This is a genomic window from Methanolobus sediminis, assembly GCF_031312595.1.
GTDB classification, from domain to species: Archaea; Halobacteriota; Methanosarcinia; order Methanosarcinales; family Methanosarcinaceae; genus Methanolobus; species Methanolobus sediminis.
On the sequence record NZ_CP133592.1, the window covers coordinates 2,377,332 to 2,396,533 of the forward strand.

At 41.0% G+C, this 19,202-nt stretch carries 19 protein-coding genes; 8 read left to right on the forward strand and 11 right to left on the reverse strand.

All coding sequences use genetic code 11. The annotated features are described in order from the left end of the window. Window position 1: 1 nt before the first annotated feature. From RE474_RS11840 to RE474_RS11870, 7 genes are all read right to left on the reverse strand, one after another. The gene (locus RE474_RS11840; RefSeq protein WP_309310566.1) at window positions 2-931 is read right to left on the reverse strand and encodes an ABC transporter permease; all 930 of its coding nucleotides are present in this window, start codon (window positions 929-931) and stop codon (window positions 2-4) included. Beyond that, window positions 928-1,911 carry an ABC transporter permease gene (locus RE474_RS11845; RefSeq protein ID WP_309310567.1) on the reverse strand — a complete coding sequence of 328 codons (984 nt, stop codon included), beginning with the start codon at window positions 1,909-1,911 and terminating at the stop codon, window positions 928-930. Before RE474_RS11845 ends, RE474_RS11840 begins: the two co-directional genes overlap by 4 nt. A 14-nt stretch (window positions 1,912-1,925) precedes the next feature. Then, on the reverse strand, window positions 1,926-2,780 hold the full coding sequence (locus RE474_RS11850; RefSeq protein WP_309310568.1) for a class I SAM-dependent methyltransferase: 855 nt from the start codon (window positions 2,778-2,780) through the stop codon (window positions 1,926-1,928). After that, window positions 2,758-4,404 (reverse strand): ABC transporter substrate-binding protein, encoded by a 1,647-nt coding sequence (locus tag RE474_RS11855; protein ID WP_309310569.1) that lies wholly within the window; start codon window positions 4,402-4,404, stop codon window positions 2,758-2,760. Before RE474_RS11855 ends, RE474_RS11850 begins: the two co-directional genes overlap by 23 nt. A 469-nt stretch (window positions 4,405-4,873) precedes the next feature. Continuing rightward, on the reverse strand, window positions 4,874-7,699 hold the full coding sequence (locus tag RE474_RS11860; RefSeq protein WP_309310570.1) for a DUF3458 domain-containing protein: 2,826 nt from the start codon (window positions 7,697-7,699) through the stop codon (window positions 4,874-4,876). A gap of 104 nt (window positions 7,700-7,803) precedes the next feature. Then, window positions 7,804-8,040 carry a transposase gene (locus RE474_RS11865; protein ID WP_438861578.1) on the reverse strand — a complete coding sequence of 79 codons (237 nt, stop codon included), beginning with the start codon at window positions 8,038-8,040 and terminating at the stop codon, window positions 7,804-7,806. 41 nt (window positions 8,041-8,081) lie between these two features. Continuing rightward, a complete protein-coding gene (locus tag RE474_RS11870) occupies window positions 8,082-8,738 on the reverse strand; it encodes a LysE family transporter (protein ID WP_309310571.1) in 657 nt (218 codons plus the stop codon). A gap of 175 nt (window positions 8,739-8,913) precedes the next feature. On the opposite strand from RE474_RS11870, the gene RE474_RS11875 reads away from it, so the two are divergent. Beyond that, window positions 8,914-9,339: an FKBP-type peptidyl-prolyl cis-trans isomerase gene (locus RE474_RS11875; protein ID WP_091710811.1), complete on the forward strand. Its 426-nt coding sequence runs from the start codon at window positions 8,914-8,916 to the stop codon at window positions 9,337-9,339. A 354-nt stretch (window positions 9,340-9,693) separates the two neighbouring features. Here the strand turns inward: RE474_RS11875 and RE474_RS11880 are convergent, their stop codons facing one another. Beyond that, window positions 9,694-12,498 (reverse strand): DEAD/DEAH box helicase, encoded by a 2,805-nt coding sequence (locus RE474_RS11880; protein WP_309310572.1) that lies wholly within the window; start codon window positions 12,496-12,498, stop codon window positions 9,694-9,696. Between the two features lie 315 nt (window positions 12,499-12,813). Here RE474_RS11880 and RE474_RS11885 point away from each other — a divergent pair, with 315 nt between their 5' ends. Both RE474_RS11885 and RE474_RS11890 read left to right on the forward strand, forming a co-directional pair. Then, window positions 12,814-13,356 carry a pyruvoyl-dependent arginine decarboxylase gene (locus RE474_RS11885; protein WP_309310573.1) on the forward strand — a complete coding sequence of 181 codons (543 nt, stop codon included), beginning with the start codon at window positions 12,814-12,816 and terminating at the stop codon, window positions 13,354-13,356. Between the two features lie 393 nt (window positions 13,357-13,749). After that, window positions 13,750-14,040: a hypothetical protein gene (locus tag RE474_RS11890; RefSeq protein WP_309310574.1), complete on the forward strand. Its 291-nt coding sequence runs from the start codon at window positions 13,750-13,752 to the stop codon at window positions 14,038-14,040. Between the two features lie 143 nt (window positions 14,041-14,183). Here RE474_RS11890 and RE474_RS11895 read toward each other — a convergent pair whose 3' ends face one another. Beyond that, entirely contained in the window at window positions 14,184-14,681 is a 498-nt protein-coding gene (locus tag RE474_RS11895) for a GNAT family N-acetyltransferase (protein ID WP_309310575.1), read from the reverse strand. Window positions 14,682-15,029: 348 nt separating this feature from the next. Here RE474_RS11895 and RE474_RS11900 point away from each other — a divergent pair, with 348 nt between their 5' ends. The 5 genes from RE474_RS11900 to RE474_RS11920 all read left to right on the forward strand — a co-directional run bounded on the left by RE474_RS11900 (window position 15,030) and on the right by RE474_RS11920 (window position 17,490). Further along, window positions 15,030-15,833, forward strand: coding sequence for a DUF1638 domain-containing protein (locus tag RE474_RS11900; RefSeq protein WP_309310576.1), 804 nt, complete (start codon window positions 15,030-15,032; stop codon window positions 15,831-15,833). A 48-nt stretch (window positions 15,834-15,881) separates the two neighbouring features. Further along, entirely contained in the window at window positions 15,882-16,460 is a 579-nt protein-coding gene (msrA, locus tag RE474_RS11905) for a peptide-methionine (S)-S-oxide reductase MsrA (protein WP_309310577.1), read from the forward strand. An 87-nt stretch (window positions 16,461-16,547) separates the two neighbouring features. Further along, a complete protein-coding gene (locus RE474_RS11910; protein ID WP_309310578.1) occupies window positions 16,548-16,784 on the forward strand; it encodes a cytochrome b5 domain-containing protein in 237 nt (78 codons plus the stop codon). Between the two features lie 55 nt (window positions 16,785-16,839). Beyond that, complete coding sequence (locus tag RE474_RS11915; RefSeq protein WP_309310579.1) at window positions 16,840-16,974, forward strand: hypothetical protein; 135 nt, start codon at window positions 16,840-16,842, stop codon at window positions 16,972-16,974. A gap of 60 nt (window positions 16,975-17,034) precedes the next feature. Next, window positions 17,035-17,490 (forward strand): FAD synthase family protein, encoded by a 456-nt coding sequence (locus RE474_RS11920; RefSeq protein WP_309310580.1) that lies wholly within the window; start codon window positions 17,035-17,037, stop codon window positions 17,488-17,490. Window positions 17,491-17,536: 46 nt separating this feature from the next. On the opposite strand, the gene RE474_RS11925 is transcribed toward RE474_RS11920, so the two are convergent. Continuing rightward, entirely contained in the window at window positions 17,537-18,679 is a 1,143-nt protein-coding gene (locus RE474_RS11925) for a pyridoxal phosphate-dependent aminotransferase (RefSeq protein ID WP_309310581.1), read from the reverse strand. A 67-nt stretch (window positions 18,680-18,746) separates the two neighbouring features. Continuing rightward, window positions 18,747-19,151, reverse strand: coding sequence for a 6,7-dimethyl-8-ribityllumazine synthase (ribH, locus tag RE474_RS11930; protein WP_309310582.1), 405 nt, complete (start codon window positions 19,149-19,151; stop codon window positions 18,747-18,749). Between the last annotated feature and the right edge of the window lie 51 nt (window positions 19,152-19,202).

Genomic DNA, 19,202 nt, shown 5'->3' on the forward strand with positions numbered 1-19,202 from the left:
ATCAAATCCCTTTCTTCATCTTTAATTTAGGATCAAGTATTCTCTCCATGTCCCTGCTTATGAACGCAAGACATAGCAGGAGGATAACAAGCATGAACAATGGGGGCAGCAGCCACCATTGCCAGTAAGGTGTAAAATATATGGATTTAAAGTTGGTTGCACTGTTAAGCATCATACCCCAGCTCTTGGATGTAGGATCTCCCAGTCCCAGGAATGCAAGTCCCGCTTCGGCTATGATCGCATGTGAGGATATGCTGATGACAAGCACGAACAGTACCGGCATAACCTCCGGAAAGATATGTTTTCGGAGAATGTAAAATGGACTTGCTCCGTAGTTACAGGCAGCAATGATATAGCTGTTCTTTTTTATTGCCAGTGTCTGAGAACGCGCAATACGTGCAGGTTTGGCCCAGCTGAAAAGTACGAGTATTAGAATAACATTAAGAATGCTCGGCCCGAGAAAAGCAGATATTACAATAAGCAGTGGAAAACTTGGAAGTGCCATTGTAACATCTATAATTCTCATAAGTGCCTGATCGGCATGTCCTCCGATGTATCCGGCCAGCACACCGAGAGCTCCACCACCAAAACCTGAAATGAATGCCACTGCAAGGCCAATTGTAAGGCTCATTCTTGCACCATAGCATATCTGTGACCAGATATCCATTCCTAGTTCATCGGTTCCAAGAATATGAACTGTTCCCGGTGCTTCCAGGGAATCACCTGTAATCTTCTGTGGCGGGTAAAGTGTTATCACCGGGGCAAAAAGAGCCATCAGGATAATTACAAGAATTCCAATGACACCGATCTTGCCTTCTTTGCTGAATTTAGAAAACGTATTATTCAGGTTGAGACTGATCCTGTAAATACTTAAAGCCTGAATATAAGCTATTATTCCGGCATATCCGGAGGCATTGATGTTATTCATCATATCGTAACCCTCGGGTCAAGTTTACTATATATTTTGTCAACCAGCAGGTTGCAGATAAGTATGGAAACTGCAATAACCAGAAGAATTCCCTGAATTAGTGGATAATCACGACCCACGACAGCGCTTCGAAGAGTCATTCCTATTCCAGGGTAAGAAAAAACGCTCTCCACCAGCACAACCCCTCCCATCATGATACCAATCATGAATCCTGCTCTTGTCACAACCGGAAGCAGTGCATTTCTGAGTGCATGTCTCGTCCATACGGTCTTTTCTCCTAGACCTTTGGCCCGTGCAGTCCTGATATAATCTTTTGTGGTAACTGTGATCAATGTATTTCTCGTTAGAAGGTAGACACCGGTAAGTTGTGCCAGAGATAGTGTCATAACAGGCAGGCAGGCATGGTATAATATATCCAATAGCTGTTCCAAAGGTCCGCTATAGTGTGCAAAGGGAGTGATAGCACCTGCAAGCGGGAATAATCTGAGATGTACGCTAAATATCAGAAGTAGTATCAGGCCAAGCAAAAACGATGGTATCTCAGCAAAAGCTATCAGGCCAGTCATCATACTCCTGTCGCTTCCTTTTTTCCGGTTCTTTGCCGAAAATGTCCCAAGGATCACGCCGGCAACCGTGCTGATAAATGTAGAACTAAGGACAACAAACATGGTCCATGGAAGATGCAGCATTATTACATCACTGACCGGCATTTTGTAGTATATACTTCTGCCAAGGTCAGCCTTTAGCAGGTTCTTCAGATACACCAGAAATTGTTCATGAACTGGTTTGTCCAGTCCGTAGTAGCTCATGTAATACAACCGCTGTTCTTCTGTCATTATAATGACCTCATCTCCTGAATCATCTTCGGAAGTTGTGGCGAAAGGGTCACCAGGCATCATTCGTGGAAGGAAGAAATTAATGACAAGAATTACAAAAAGGGTTATCACTAACCTGAAAACAAATGAATTCCTGTCATTTTTCATACGATCATCCTGCCTTAAACTTCCCAGACCATCATGCCGGTGTACACATCCGACTCTGAAAGGTACATCCCATCAGTCGCAGCGTTTTGATAGTAATCCAAAATCATTTGTTTTGTCTCATCATCAAAATCCCGGCCACGTCCTATGAAATCTATTGCACGGTCAGCAGTTTCCTGCCAGCTTGCTTCCTCTTTCCATTCGTCATGGTTGATTTTGACAGACGGCCTGTAGCCCGCGAGATAGAGGTACATGAAGGGGAAATTCATTCCATTCATGTTGTTCTCAGACTTTTCACCGAGTATTGAGCTTCGGATATCACGGTATGCTTTATCCTCTTCTCTTCTCAGGAAGTTGCTGTAGTAACAGAACTTCTTTGAGCAGGCCATCATTCGCTCGAAGTTCTCAACGTCTCTTATTCCAGGTGTCATGGAGGCAATTACAAGATCGAACTCATTCCTGAATCCAAGCTCATCTATATCTGCTGTCCACCAAGAGCATTCAATGATGTCTATTGGGAGCGCCTCCTCCTTTACGGAATCTTTCAATCTTTCGAGCATTCCGGAAGATATGTCAAGGGAGGTCACATCTGCTCCCATTCTTGAAAGAGGAAGGGAGAGGGTTCCTGGTCCGCATCCGATGTCCAGAACCTTTGCTCCTTCCGGCTTAAAGCCGCATTCATCAAGGAATGAAAGGATCTGGTCGGTTTTCTTATGTCTTCTGTCATTTTCCATAGTTCTGGCATAGCTCACAGAACGTTTGTTCCAGACTTCTGCCATCCTGCCTTCATCCAGAATATTCAATCCGTTTCTGGAGGCTTTGTTCCAGCAATCTACAAGGTTGCTGATATTATCTTTTTGCTGCAATTCCATCCCTCTGTATATATGAAAGAATGCTGTGAGTTCTTGCATGATGGTCGTACATATTTATCCAGCCGTCATATTTTGAAATGTGCCATGCATCATAGCTTGTGGTATAATAGAGTGGTATTGCAGGTATGTCCTCAGCAAGCACGGTCTGCATTTCGTAGACTATCTCTTTGCGTTCCTCGTCATCAAGTTCCTGTAATTCCTGTGCTCCAAGAGCATTCAGGGTGTCGTTGTGATAACCAAAAACGGATGCAGCTGATGATACACTATTTGTTTCTGAAGTTTCATCACAGTACCTTGTACGGAGATAATCTGCATCTTTACCCCAGCCTCCAAAGCCGCTTATGGCAAGCTCAAAGTCTCCGGTTTTCAGGTTTGCATCACGGGATTTACTTTCAAGAGCCTGTAACTGAACATCGATCCCAACTTCACTGAGTCTCTCTTTTATAAGTTCTCCAATACGGACTTCACTGCTTCCAAGTGACAATACATATGACAGTTTTTCCCCATCCTTATCGCGTATCCCGTCACCGTCTGTATCAGTCCATCCGGCCTCTTCAAGCAATTCTCCGGCTTTTACCGGATCGTATTCATATGCTGTTTGGTCAGAATTGTACCATATGTGATCTTCAGGAAGTATGCCCATTTCACCAGGTTTTCCTGCACCTCTTCCTATCTTTTCTACAAGTTCTTCGCGGTCGATAGCATAAACAAATGCCTGTCTGATCTTTTTCTCATTAAGCTCTGTACATTTGTTCATGTTGAAGTAGAACTGGTATCCCCAGAAAGCAGGCTGCTGTACAACTCTGATATCAGAATCTGAAGTAAAGCGGTCAAGAGTATCTGGTGATACACTTGTGAAATCGATCTCACCCTGTTCAAAAGAAACTAACTCATCACTGACTGGAATGAATTCAACTGCTTCAACTGCTGTGTCAGGTCCCCAGAAGTTCTCGTTTGTTACAAACCTGTACGTTCCATGTTCCAGGTTGTATTCTTCAAGAAGGAAAGGTCCGGTACCTGTAACTGCTTCCGGATCAAGGAAACTGGCAGGATCTGTTACATCTTTGTATATGTGCTGAGGTATGATCTTAAAACCGGTCATCTTGTAAAGGAATGTGCAAACCGGTTGAGTTAGTATGAATTTGACAGTATTGTTGTCCACTACCTGAACGCTGTCTACAACACCTGTTTCCATTCCGCCTGAGATGGGCACATATTCCTGCTCATAATCAAAAGTAAATTTGACGTCATTAGCTGTGAATGGCTCTCCGTCATTCCAGCTTACATCTTCACGGAGATAGAATGTATATTCTGTTCCATCTGAATTTATTTCCCAACTCTCAGCCAGCCAGGGAATGATACCAACCTCATCTCTTTCTACCAGGCTGTCGAAGATCATTCCAACCTTTGATGACCCCGGACCTCTTGGATAGATAGAGAATGGCTGCGGATAACCATAATCCCCACCGCTCAAACGAACAACATCCACTTTCTCTGATACAGTAGCTGTGCCTGCAGTCGTAATACTGTTTTGAGTACTTTTCTGGTCAACACAACCTGCTGTCATTAAGACCAGAGATATCAGGAATGCTGAAAATAATACCAACAACCTTTTTTTATCCATTACATAACACCTTGTATTTGTGACATATCTAAATATCAACTGTAATTCGAATTGAATATATGAATGGAAGTCGATATTACATTATTCTATAAAAGTATTACTAAATTCTACGTCAATAGTTATTAATCAAATTTATTAGTTTTTATAGTCTTATTATCTCTACAAGTAGCCTACATACACTTTCCATTTTCATAATAGAAAACCAGCGTTAAAATCAGTGCTAAATTTAAAATCCGGTTTATTATTCGGGATGAAATGATTATTTGAGAACAAGTTATTGTTCTTTCATTTCCATCAGAAAAGATTCAATAGAATAAATATCAGGAGAATCTACTCTAAGCTGATTTCCAAGTACTCGTTTTGAATACTGAAACAATTACATGCAGGGTTGCAAAAAAGAATAAACTTCAGGATATAGGCCCTGAAGTCATACTGAAAAAGTAAATTGAGATATTTCTTTAAGAATCACTTAACTCAGGTCAACTTTCCCGTTAATTTCCTCATACTTAGCTACAGCATTTGGAGTATTGAGCAATATCTTCCTTATCCTGTTATACACGCTCGGATTGTTTTCAGGGTCGAGCTTGTTCAGGAAACCGAGCATCATTTCCACAAGTGGTACATGATATTCATCTTCCATCCTGTCGATGTTACCAAGCACATTGAGAATGGTAACAGTATTATATTCATTCACCGGAGCTAGTTTTGGAATAATCTCATTTAGAAGTTCTCTGCCCTTTTCAGTTTGCAGAGACTTCTTCCTGTTAAATGCGAAACTTGCAAAGAGTGCTCTCTGGTCATTTGCCTGCTCAATCCTGAAAGTTTCTGACTTTTCAACCTGCCTAATCAGATCGGTTACATCGTCACCGCTACTTCCTCCGATAACTCTCAGGTAAGCTTCCCAGCTGACCGGATTCTTTTCAGCTTCTTTCTGGTAATCCTGCATAAGCTCTATCTTATCCGATGCAGAACTGTCAAGGTAAAGGCTGAAAGCGGTTAACTTATCAGTGGCGTTTTGTGCAGTTTCAAACTGCTTTTTGATAATCTTATGAATAGCCGGAGTATCCAGTGTTGAAAGAATGGACAGGCATTTATTCTTAACCTGTCTGCACTTAATAGCATGAACCTGCTCTTCAAGGTAATCAAAACTATCAATTATCTTTGCATTACAAGCCTCGTATAATGACATAAGGCTCTCTTCATGTTTGCTTGCTATTGCTTTGAGTAGTTTCTGTTTAACCTCGTATAGCAGCTGGTAGCTGTGTGAGAACTTATCATCTTCCACGGATTCAAAGATCGTCAGGAATTGTGCACCTGCCTTTTCCATCAGATCAAGGTCCATAATGAGTTCATGGAACAAATCTGTGAATTCTTCTGATGGCACTGCGTTGCTATCCTTGATAAGTTTCATCTTTTCAGAATCCACTATCCTGTAAAATGCAAGGAACCTGTTAATGAGGTCTGAGTCAGTTTTAGCCTGTAGTATCAATTCATCGATAGTTGCATCATGGACGATTTTTCCAAAGAATGAATAGTTACGGTTCAGCGACAGGAATGCAGGTTTGTCAACATTTTCAATCACAATTTCCTGTTCCTCGGCTTTCATACGTTCCATGACTTCCGCAAGGTCATTACCATTCTCATCCACAAGGGCTGCACATATTGGCAATTCCCAGAAGGATTTCCCTTCAGGAACTTCCTGCTTAAAGGATAAAGTGCATTTCCTTTCACCTTCACTGTATGAAGAATTAACATGAAGTACCGGGAATTGGGTTTGTTTCAGCCATATATTTGCCATATCCTTGATATCCATGCCGGAAGCCTTTTCCATCTCATCAAGCCATTCCCAGCTTGTGGCATTTGAGTGTTTGAACTTGCAGTGGTAGGAATCCAGTGCTTTTACAAAAGTCTCCTTTCCCATCATGGTCTGTATCATATTCACAAATTCAGGAGCTTTTACGTATGTAACTGAACTGATGAGGTCGTCCGGGTCATTGAAACCATCCGGAATAATTGGCATTGAAGCTGCTCCCCTGTCAAGTGCAAAGGTTCCGGAACCCGGTGCAAGAAGGGTAAGCACTTCGCCAAGACGGCTGTATTCCTCACCAAAATGGTATGCATGATACATCCTTTCAATGTGAACGGTAACCGCTTCATTAAGCCATATCTCAAAAGGACTCCATCCTGTAACCTCAGAGCCGTTCAGGTTGTGGTAAAACTCATGCACCTTAACTCTCATGAGATACTCAAAAGCAGTGTCTGTCATCTCAGGGAACGGCATTATACGATTGGTACTGATCGTGGTATTTCCAACGTTTTCCATTCCGCCAAAATTGGAGTTCTGCATTCCGATTTCCCTGTAGACAGTACCAGTGTACCTGTATCCGGGTTTAATAGTTGTAACTGCCTTTTTCAGTTCTTCCCTGATCTTTTCCAGTTTCTTGCTGGATTCTCCTTCGTTTTTAAGAAGATCTCTCTCCTTGACCATATCCATGATCTCTTTGCGCTTTTCAGGCTGGTTGTATTGTTCAGGGCCTGTGAAGAGATACATCCACATAATTGAATCGTAAAGGACATCAAGTGACCTTCCGGCAATTACAGGGTCAGAGCCAGGAGGTACAAGCAGTTCCAGATCAAAGGTATCGCCATCCGGGTATTCAAACTCTTTTTTGAACGTGTCATATGTGCCTACACCAAGGAAGAAAAGATAGGTTGCCATTGGAGTTACAGAGTTGTCATAGACTATCATGTCCCTGCCGTTTCCGACAGAGTGCCTTTCTGTTATGATATCTCCGTTGGTGATGAGGTTTGTATATCTCTCATCAGCAATGATGGTGGTAGTATAAGTGCACTTTGCGGTCATGTCGTCGATACATGGCACAATCCTCTGGAATCCCCACTGCTGGCACTGGGTAATCTGTTGTGGCGGAGCACCTGCCGGAGTTTCATCGTAATAAAGACCTTCCAGTATGTTATCCGTTGGCCTGCAGATAGTTTCAGTACTGATGACAATCTCAGTGTTTTCAGGTACCGCTTTCCTGAATTTTATAAGAAGGATATCGTCCTTTATCCTGTATTCATGATCAATGTCATAATCCCTGCAGCTTACCGACAGTATCTCAAGTTTCTTGCAGTTCAGCTCGAGTTTGTCAATGGTTTTGTCCAGTGTACTTAATTTAAGGTCTGATGTCACCTTCGTATGATCATCAAAAACATCGAAAACAAGGTCCATATGTATGACTTTTACATTCAGTTCCCCAAAATCTTCAGGATAATATCTGTATATTCTTTCCATAAAATTCCCTCTATAAACTGCAGGAGATTAACAGTTATGATCATCTTCTATCATTAAATTGACCCGTAATTTGGTTTGCTTAATACTTATATGTTCGAACTATCTCAAAACGCCTCTTGAAACTTTTTCAAGCATAGTAGAAAATATGCAATATCCAATAGTCCTTTGAAAACAACATTAAGCCTTTCATATCTACTTGCTATTTTCCTGAATCCTATTTTCAACCATGCAAAGAATCGTTCAATTGTCCCTCTTTTCCTATAAGACTCATACTCAAGTCTTGTAGGTCTTCCCCTTTTTTTTGTTTCAATGAAGCTACTATCAACACATACAACATCCATGGAAGTAATATTTATAGTTTTGAGATAGACTCAATCTCTCATCAGACAAATGCAGACATGTTATTGTAATTGGCAAGGAACCACAGACCAAAAACCGCCATAAAAGCTCCACAGAAATACAGTATCCTTTCATGTGTTTTTTCTGAGAACAGCTCTTTACCCCTGGAAGAGGATGTTGAGACTGCTATAAGGAATCCAAGGTCTGCTATCCAGTGGCCAAGTATGAATGCAATAACTGCCATGATGCCTATCAGGTATTCCTGCAGGAGAATTGCACTTCCTGCTGTGAGCCACCATATGACAAGTGAGGGGTTCAAAGCAGAGGTTATAAGTCCGGCAGATACGGGATTAGATGCCAGTTCCTGTTTATTTGATAATGTGGAAATATCTATTGTTGACACCTTTCTTGCGCTTTTTATCAGTACAAGTCCGAAAAGTATCATGATAAGCCCTCCGGTCACGGAGATATATGCCATTGCACTTTCTCCCAGAAAAGATGCTGCTCCTGCAAAGATGAGCAGGAAAAGAGCTGATTCTACCAGAGCGTGTCCAATGAACACCATCAGACCTGTTCTTCTCCCCTCCCTGAGGGATATGCTAATGGTTGCGAACATCATGGGTCCCGGGATAAGGGCTGCGGAAATTCCAACTGTGAATCCAAGGACAAAAGCCTGTATCAGTTCTATAATGATTATCACCCTGAATGCCAGATATTTTTAATATACAATACAGACTATATATTTAACAGGTTTGGAGGGCCAGCAACTGCTTCTCTGCTTTTTTATTCGGTGTTATTACCAAAACACCTAAGTAAAGTCCCCACGTCCTTGAACTAAAAGTGCTAACTTATTTTTATAAACTGAGTTGATATTTTTGGCAATAAAAGACGGAGATACAATAAAAATTTCATATACCGGCACACTTGATGACGGTACTGTTTTTGATAGTTCTGAAAACCACGATGCACCTCTGGAATTTACCGTAGGTTCAGGTCAGGTCATTTCAGGTTTTGATGAGGCTGTTAAGGGAATGGAAGTTGGGGAAGAGAAGACATTCAGGATCGAAGCTGCAGATGCATACGGTGAACCAAATCCTGCTATGACACAGACAGTTCCAAAATCCATGCTTCAGTGTGACACCGAGATAACAGCAGGTATGACGATTGTGGTGGGTACTGCTGATGGTCAGCAGATGCCTGCAAGAATAAGTGAAGTGACAGACGAGACACTCACACTTGACATGAATCATCCTCTTGCTGGAAAGGCACTTACTTTCAGCATCAAAATTGTTGAAGCATAAACTTACTCAAATTAGTCTGAAATTGAACTCATCTATGGGTTCAATTCTTTTTTATCTCTGGTTATTGATTCATTGATTGATTCATTGATTCATTTTGTTCCGCAGAAATCCTGCTTTTATGATTTATCGTAGATCATGAATAACTTGATGAATCCCGAAGGGTCCGGCGAAGCCGGCGTTTTCCCACAAGATGAAATAAAAAAATCTGTGCAATACTCTGAATATGTTCTTTTTGGAACTCCTGTATTATTAGGAGCATAAATGCAATAATCTAAGGAATACTCTTCTGTATAGTATCATAGGAATGTGCCGCCTTCGGCGGATGGTTACTTTATTTTTAGATTGCATATTGTTTTATTTTGTAATTTTAGAAGCAGACTTTTCCCTGAGTTCTTTCAGTTTAGCATCATCAGGCTTTTCTTTCAATGCTTCATCGAACATCTCTACTGCACCCACAAAATCACCAAGACGGTGCAAAGCTATTCCCTTGTGCTTCCATACAACACTTTTTCCATATCCACGGCTTATGAGTTTGTTGAAAATAGTCAAAGCCATCTGGTTCTGTCCCAGTCGCAGGCATGTCATACCTTTATTCATCAGTGCCGTTGCATTTGAAGGCTGGAGTTGCAGGGCAGCCGAGAAACACTCAAAGGCAAGTTCATGGTCTTTTTCCTTTCCGGCCTTGATGCCTTCCTGGATCCACTCATCAGCATTCTTACGGTCACGTTGCCTGAGTTTTCTTCTTGCCCTGTTCAGTGCAGCAGTATGGTCAAATGGTCTGTCCTTTGGGTCTCTCTGCACAGGTACGTAAGTTTCATCCTTTACCGGCCTTTCAACCTTTTTTACCACTTTCTTCTTCTGAGGGATATATGCTGGTTTGCCGAGCATCTTTCTCAGGATCATTATTGCAGCATCCTTATCGAGCGGATTGTTGTTGTTCCCGCATTTTGGAGACTGGATACAGGATGGACATCCATCATAACAGGGACAGCTCTCTATGGATTTCAGTGTGACCTCAAGCATCTCAGAAATCCTTCCATAACCACTTTCAGCATAGCCAACACCGCCGGGATGTCCGTCATATACAAAAATACCGCTGTTTCCTGAGATATCAGGATGTGATGGTGTTGAAACACCGCCAACATCATTTCTGTCAGCTAACAGATGCAACGGGTACATTGCGATAATAGCGTGCTCGATTGCATGAATTCCTCCGGCAAGGTCGCATTCATGCTCATTTACAAGTTCGGTAAAAGAATATGGAAGTTCAAGCCATATGGCTTCTGTCTCAAGACTGAACTGTGGCATATCCAGCGAATGCTGACCAAGTTCAGTATCTGACCTTTGCTGGATCTTTCTGTAACCTGTTACCTGTTGTGTGACATCAACATCACCAAAACCAACTTTTACTTCAGGACATGTGGACAGGTCTTTTGTTTCAACAACTTCCCTGACAACAATATCCGAATCGACCATGGCTCTGGTATAGTAACCATCACTTGCCTGTTCCACATGAATCTCTTTTTTATCGTGGTCAAGTTTTGTGACACAATAGGGTTTGCCCTTGTTGATGTAGACTGCACCTTCAAAAGCTTCCCTGTACGCTCTTAGCCTTTCGATGTCTTTTTCAAGTGGTTTTCCGGTAGTTTTATCGATTATGGTATAACTATCATTTTCAATATTCCTTATTGATATTTTCATGTGTGGTGCCGGGTCACGTGAACGCTTCTCGAATTCTCCTTCCAGAAGTCCTTCTTCTTCAAGAACCTGAACAATGGTATCAAATTCCGGTCCGAAATGCTCTTTGTCTTCTGGTTTTAGTGGCAGTTCTCTTGCTGCACAGAGCAGATGACCTGCCTGAATATAGCGGTTTGAAACATTTATGACAGCTTCCTCACAATCCCGCCTGAAAAAGTCGTCCGGATTTCTCATGTAATACTGGTCAAGAGCATTGGAATCTGCTACCAGTGTTACTATGCTTTCCCTGCCTCCACGTCCTGCCCTTCCTGCCTGCTGCCTGGCACTCATAATAGTTCCGGGAAAACCATCCATTATACAGGCATCCAGCCCGCCGATGTCAATTCCAAGTTCAAGGGCGTTGGTTGAGATCACTCCTTCGATTTCACCGGAAGCAAGTCCTTTTTCGATATCCTCACGTTCATTGCCATGATAGCCCCCACGATAGGGGCTGATAGTTTTATCAACTCCTCTCTCTGCAAGTGTATTTCTGGCCTGTACGTACATTCTTTCAACTTTCTGTCTGGACCTTGCAAAGACAATTGTCTGAAGGTCGCTCTGTACAAAGGTTGTAAAAAGGTCAACAGTTTCCCCGAAACTGGCTTTTCTCTGGGTGAAGTTCCGTGAATTTGAGTAGAGAGGCGGGTTCCAGAATATGAATTTCTGTGCACCCTGGCCCGAACTGTCGTTGTCGATAAGCGTCATTTTCCTGCCAGTCAGGGTGGAGCTGTGTTCTACCGGATTTCCAATTGTAGCTGTACAGCAGATGTAAAGAGGATTGGCACCATAGTTCTCACATATGCGGTTAAGTCTTCTCAGGAGGTTTGCCATATGACTTCCCATGACACCACTGTATGAATGGCTTTCATCAATGATGATATAATTAAGATTGGAAAGAAACTGCCTCCATTGCTGTTTCCATTGCAGGAAGCTCAGGTGTAGCATTTCCGGGTTTGTGAATATTATTTTTGTGTTTCCATGCTTCACAGCATCTTTTTCAGCTTTGCTCATTGAACCTACAAAACGATCAATTTTGATATTCAAAGTCATTGTCTGGCTCAGTTCCCTGAAAGTATCAAGCTGATCGTTCACAAGAGCGTTCAGGGGTGATATGTATAGTGCAGTTGCGTGTGGTTCCTGCAACATGCTTTCAAAAACAGGGAGCATATAGCATAATGATTTTCCGCTTGCAGTACTGGTGGAAAGGACAATATTCTCCCGATTTCTTGTCCTCTCAACAGCTTCTGCCTGATGTTCGTATAACTGCTGAATTCCTTTTTGATTCAAAGCATATCTTATTAATGGATTCATTTCCAGCTCTTTGTAAGATGCATCTCTGGCGGGGACATCTTCTATGTGTGTAATTTGTCCCTCATACCTTCTTGATGATTTTATTTTTTCTATCAGCCGGGAAATATCCATTTTTAGCTTGCTCCGCGCTTTGTTAAGGAGTTCATCCTTTAATATATTACACCTGAATCTATTTCTATCCCGGAAAATGTATGAATTTTACTGGAAATAAGTATTCTGTTTATCCTGAAGCGCCCAATTCCATGCAAAAATACTTTTAAAAGCAAAAAACCTCTTATTATTGTTTTTCAGGGACTCATAATCTTCTTATAATAAGATACAATTTCAAGTATGGTCGTGGATTGATGATATAAGTTTATATTTAAAATCTCGAAACGATAAATTCCTGTATAATTTAAGTTAACTATAGATTAAGTGATGATTGAAATGGTTCCAAAAAAATGCTTTTTGACAAAAGGTGTGGGTGTTCATAAGGATAAACTGGCATCTTTTGAACTGGCACTGCGCGAGGCGCTTATTCAGAAATATAATCTTGTTACCGTTTCCAGCATACTTCCTCCGAATTGTAGATTAGTATCTCGTGAAGAAGGGATTAAAAATCTTCCTGCGGGTGAGATCGTACATTGTGTTCTTGCACGTAATGAAACAAATGAACCATGCAGGCTTATAGCAGCGGCAGTTGGCACTGCAGTTCCTGTAAATGAAAATAATTATGGTTACATCTCCGAGCATCATTCTTTCGGTGAGGATGAAGAAACAGCCGGAGAATATGCCGAAGATATTGCAGCAACAATGCTTGCAACAACTCTTGGAATCGAATTCGATTCAAATAGTGCATGGCATGAAAGGGAACAGGTCTACAAGGCAAGTGGCCATATTATAGACACTACGCACTATTGCCAGACCGCATATGGCGACAAGGATGGTAAATGGACAACTGTTATCGCTGCCATGGTATTTATTGAGTGAAAGGATTCACCTTTTACTACATTTTACTATGATTGTTCCCCACTCTCTCTTTTTGTTTGCAGTTACAAGATGGTCTGAGTCTCATCATTGGAATACATCTCAAGTTTTTCATCGATATTCTGTCCTATTATAAATACATTATAAAGACGGCTTTACGCATGATTTATGCATCTTCAAAGCCTTTGAAACCCTCTGTTCAGCTGTTTTTCAAATCCGTTTTTGTATCATTTTCCATCCTATAGAATTGTTAATATTTTTTCATTTCTACAGATATTATTTCTTTAAAAATATGATATCAAGAAACGTTGCATATCGAAAAACTTAAGTAATTTATGGTTTATCCGTAGACGTCTATAGAATATATAGATTAGTAGTAGTGATCGGAGACGTAACATGAAGAAATTTTTAAGCATACTTATGGTTTTCCTGATGATCGGACTTGTAGCCGTATCAGGATGTGCAGACACAACAGAAGATACAGCAACAGATTCAGAGGACGTTGCAGAGAATGTCACTGAAGATGCAGAACATGCAGCAGAGAACGTTACTGAAGATGTCGCAGATGTCGCAGAGAATGTCACTGAAGATGTAGAAATGGCGGCAGAGAACGTCACTGAAGATGTAGAAATGGTGGCAGAGAACGTTACTGAAGAAACAGCTGCAAACGACACCGCAACTGAATAATATATTTTATTTTGATCATACCTGGCATGGAACTGATATATCAGAAATGCCAGGATAGATGATCATTTTCAAAAAGATCTTTGTCTTTTTGTATGGTCATTTCGTTGTAATTGTCACCTTTATCGCAGGGCCGATATAATTACTTATTTTCTCTCGGCAAGTTCTTTGATGCCTTTCTCATCCAGCCTGTACAGAAGCCACTCTTTTTGGTGTTCACCACCCATGTGTTCATAGAATTTTCTGGCAGGGTTCCAGTCAAGTACGCTCCATTCCAGTCTTCCACAGTTCCTTTCTTTTGCTATTTTACCACAATGCGCCATGAGTTTTTTGCCTACACCTTTGCCACGGTATTCGGGATAGACGAATATGTCCTCAATGTAAAGTCCCGGTCTTCCTACAAATGTAGAGTAATTATGGAAGAATACAATAAATCCGACAGCTTTGCCGTCAATCTCTGCAACAATTGCTTCTGCATATTTGTCCTTTCCAAACATTCCTTCTTTGAGACTCTCTTCAGTTGCAAGCACATGGTCACTCAGTCCTTCAAATTCAGCCAGTGCTTTTACAAGTTTCATAATAAGGGGGACATCTTCTATCGTTGTTGCTCTCACAGTTACAGAAGTTGTGTTTTCAGGTTGCATGCTCATATTTCCTTTCTGTTTGTTTTTAGCAATGAAATTTTAAGTCCGGGAAGCGTTAACTTCTCATTCTATCAGGTTACTAGTATTTTTATTAAACCGGTGAAGCGATGATCATTGTAAAAAGTCATGAAAACATTGGGGATTATAAATAATATGCATGTTGCAAAAACAGTGGTAATCAGCCTTATCATTTTTGTGCTGGTTACAATACTGGTAACCCAGGCATTGCAGGACAGGATTTTTTCTCACTGTTCGTAGGAATTCCGTCCGGTATCGTTGCTTTCGTACTGAGTTTTGTATATATGTACAGGCAAAAGAGTGAATAATCAATAACATGTAGGGAACATTATGCCATTACTGACAATACTATCATGCAAGATCCTTCAGGATGAGATCGTGCACATACTTGAAAATGACAATTCTGTAGATGAGATTCTCGTAGTTGGTAACGGTCAGGAAGAAGACTTTATCCTCAAACTCAAAAAAGCAGATCTGGAATTTTGTTTACTGTCACCTGCAAAACTCCGTTCTGATACTGAAAAGTACAGGAACGATCCTGAAAAGTACACAGTAATGATCTATATAGTTGAACTCGCATTGCATGAGTTTCCCAAGATCCTCAAAACTGAGATCTACAAGCTGATAGATGAACTTAGTACATGTTCAAATGGCATCCTGATGTTCTACGGTTTATGTGGGAATGTATTTGACAAGATAGAGTCTGATTATGCTCATCTTGAAGGATCATGTCCTGTCAGGATACTGAGGGACAATGTACGTACTGTGGATGATTGTGTCGGTGCAACTCTTGGAGGTTGTCAGGAGTATCTGACGACGCTGAAAAAATTCAGTGAACATGGTACGTTCCTTTTCACACCAATGTTTGCTCATGCATGGCGTGAGATTATGAGAGTTGATCCTGAGAAACCTGAAAAGACTATAAAGATGCTTAAGAAGGTCAACGAAGTGACAGGATACAAGCGGGTTGCAAAGATTCAGACAGGACTCACATATACTGAGAATTTCGATGAAAAAGTGGATGAGTTCGCAGAGATATTTGATTTCGAGGTCCTTGAGATTGAAGGTGGACAGAGTCTTTTTGAGAAATGTTATTCAGATATTAAAGAAGAGCTTCTTGGAAAATCCTCTTGATAGAAACATTTATGGCTCATGACATCTCACCCTTTCATAGGTGATAGGATGTTATCAAAAGGGGAATTACCTGGCGATGGGACGTTATCACAAGAGAATTTACTACGTGATGGGGTCTTATTAAAAGAGGAATTACTCAGCAAAGGTTATGAAAAAGCGACTTTTGCAGCAGGTTGTTTCTGGGGTGTTGAGGCAGTATTCAGAAAAGTGCAAGGCGTTGATTTTACACAGGTAGGTTATACAGGTGGAAACAAGGAAAATCCTACCTATAAGGAAGTCTGCATGGGCAATACAGGGCATGCAGAGGCTGTGGAGCTACTCTTTGATCCTTCAATAGTTTCATATGATAAATTACTGGAGCTTTTCTGGGAACTGCACGACCCTACAAGTCTTAATAAACAGGGCCCGGATGTAGGGACTCAGTATCGTTCTGCTATATTCTATCATAATGAAGAGCAGAAGAACAAAGCTATGTCTTCTAAAAAAGAACTCGAACTATCACATCGTTTTAAAAAGCCCATAGTAACACAGATAATGCCTGCAGGTCCGTTCTACAGGGCAGAGGAATATCATCAGCAGTATTTTGAAAAGACCGGTACTGAAGGTGGCTGCATACTTAAATATTGAATTCAGCCTGGTATTTGTATGCATCATAAATGAAAACAGTACCCAAAAGTCTATTTATTTGAATGATTATTTTAGAGTGGTGAGGATATGCAGGAATTTACACTTGAAGAGGTAGCCAGGTACAATGGTATCGATAATGAGAAAGTTTATGTTGTTTATGCAGGCCAGGTCTATGATGTAAGTGCCAGTGAGTTCTGGGAAACAGGAGAACACATGGGCTTACATGAAGCAGGAACCGATTTAACCGAGTCCCTGGATATGGAAGCTCCACATGAAGTAGATGCATTGGACAGTTTTCCGGTTGTTGGAAAGATCAAAGAGTGATTATAAGTCGCTTTCTAGTTTATTCTTGAGAGCTGCTATAATAGGTAATTCAAATATGAATGATGAACCTGCATCAGGTTCACTTTCAACTCTAATGGAACCTTTCTATTTGAAGGTATTTTTAACAAAACTTAATAATATATCCGATATATATCCATACATATATGAGAAATTTAGGGTAGATATCTAAATATTTACTTGTCATTTTTGCAAGATACTATGTCTCTGGAGCTATCTTTATAAAAGATGCTTGTTTATAGGAGGCAGCATAACAGGTGATGTTTTGGTACGAGTACTTGCAACAGGAACATTCGATCTGCTTCATCCGGGACATATCCATTATCTGAGCGAAGCAAAAAAACTTGGTGACGAACTTTACGTTATTGTCGCCAGAGAGTCCATGATAAGACACAAACCAAGACCAATAATAACAGATGAGCAGAGATTGGAAATGGTCAGCTCTCTGAAAATAGTAGATAATGCTCTTCTTGGTAGCGAGTCTGATATTTTTGATCCTATAATGCAGATAATGCCTGATATAATTGCACTTGGATATGACCAGGGTTTTGATGCATCTCAGCTTGAGAATGATCTGCATTCCAGAGGCTTTGATTGCAAGGTTGTCAGAATAGACAGTTCACTTGAGTGTTCTTTGTGTGGTAGTGCAAAAATCGTAAAAAAAGTGCTTGAAAGATATCAGGAATAATCTGTAAAATCCTGAATAAACTAAAAATAATGTGGATAAAAAGGAATCAGACAAGTGCTGCCTTGATCCTTTCCAGTCCTTCCTGTATTCTCTCAATTGATGTGGCGTAGGAAATTCTGATGAAGTTCTTCCCGCTTTCTCCAAATGCTGATCCCGGAGTAACTGCTACGTGTGCATCCAGCAGGAGTTTTTCAGCAACGGTATCTCCATCTGCGTACTCACTGACATCTGCAAATGCATAGAATGCACCGCCTGGTTTCTGGCATTTGATTCCAATTGCATTCAGGCCGTCTACAAGAATATCTCTTCTCATTTTGAACCTTTCAACCATTTCAGCTACAGGGTCCTGTGGCCCTTCAAGTGCTGCAATACCTCCATATTGCACAAAAGTGGTTGCACTGCTGACTGAATGTGACTGTATCTTCATAATCGGTTTAATGATGTCCGGTCTTGCATGAACATAACCAAGTCTCCAGCCTGTCATTGCGTAGGCTTTTGAGAATCCGTTAACAGTGATGGTCCTGTCCTGCATTCCTTCAAATGAACCAATACTGACGTGTTCCTGGTCATAGATTATCTTCTCATAGATCTCATCTGAAAGTACAAGGATGTCATTGTCAATGGCAACATCAGCTATATTTTTAAGTGTCTGTTTATCATAAACAGCACCAGTTGGGTTTCCAGGGCTATTGACAACAATGAGCTTTGTTTTCTCATTTATGTATTCTTCAAGATCAACTGGCTTAAATCCATTTTCAGGATCAGTTGGAACCCATGTTGTGTTTGCACCTGCAAATTTTATGGCGGGGTCGTATGAAACCCATGCAGGATCAAAGAGTATTGCCTCATCATTATCGTCAAGAACTGACATCATGATTTCAAAAATAGCCTGCTTTGCACCAGGTGTGACAACTATTTCAGAAGCCTTTGCATCCAGTTTATTCTCTGTGCAAAGCTTATTAGCAATAGCTTTTTTCAAGTCAGGAATTCCTGCTCCCGGTGAATAGTGTGTCTCCCCCCTGTACATCGCATCTGCTGCTGCATCACAAATATGTTTAGGAGTATCAAAATCAGGTTCACCTAATGTGAAACTTATAACATCGATACCATCCTCTTTCATTTTGTTGGCAGCATTTGCAGCTTTCATCGTTGCTGACTCTTCCACCCTCTTTAATCTTGATGATGCCATGCAATTAACACAACCATTTTTCAGTTTGCACTTTGAAATTTTAGTTAATAATTTTGTAGTTTAATACTTACAAGCGCTGTACCAGCTTGACAGCAGCTTCAACAGCACGCTTTCCGTAATCCACACGCTCGTGTGCTTCCATTCTGGTCATTCCCGGACCTGCAATTCCCAGTGTTACAGGCTTGTTATATTCCAGTGAGAGATCGGTGATCTTTCTTGCTGCATGCTGCACAACGATCTCATCGTGCTGTGTTGCACCTTCGATAACAATTCCCATGGTGGCAACAGCATCGATGTCATCACGTTCGCAGAGTTTCTTGATAGCCAGTGGCATGTCATATACTCCCGGAACCAGGATCTTTTCTACAACCTCTGCACCGAGGAACTTAGCATGCTCTTCACCAAGCATTTCCATCTGGAATGTAAGATCCCTGTTAAATTCAGCTATTACAAATCCCAATTTTATGGTCATAATAATCACTTAAAGTTTAGATTTGAATTAATTATAATCTTCTGTTGATTT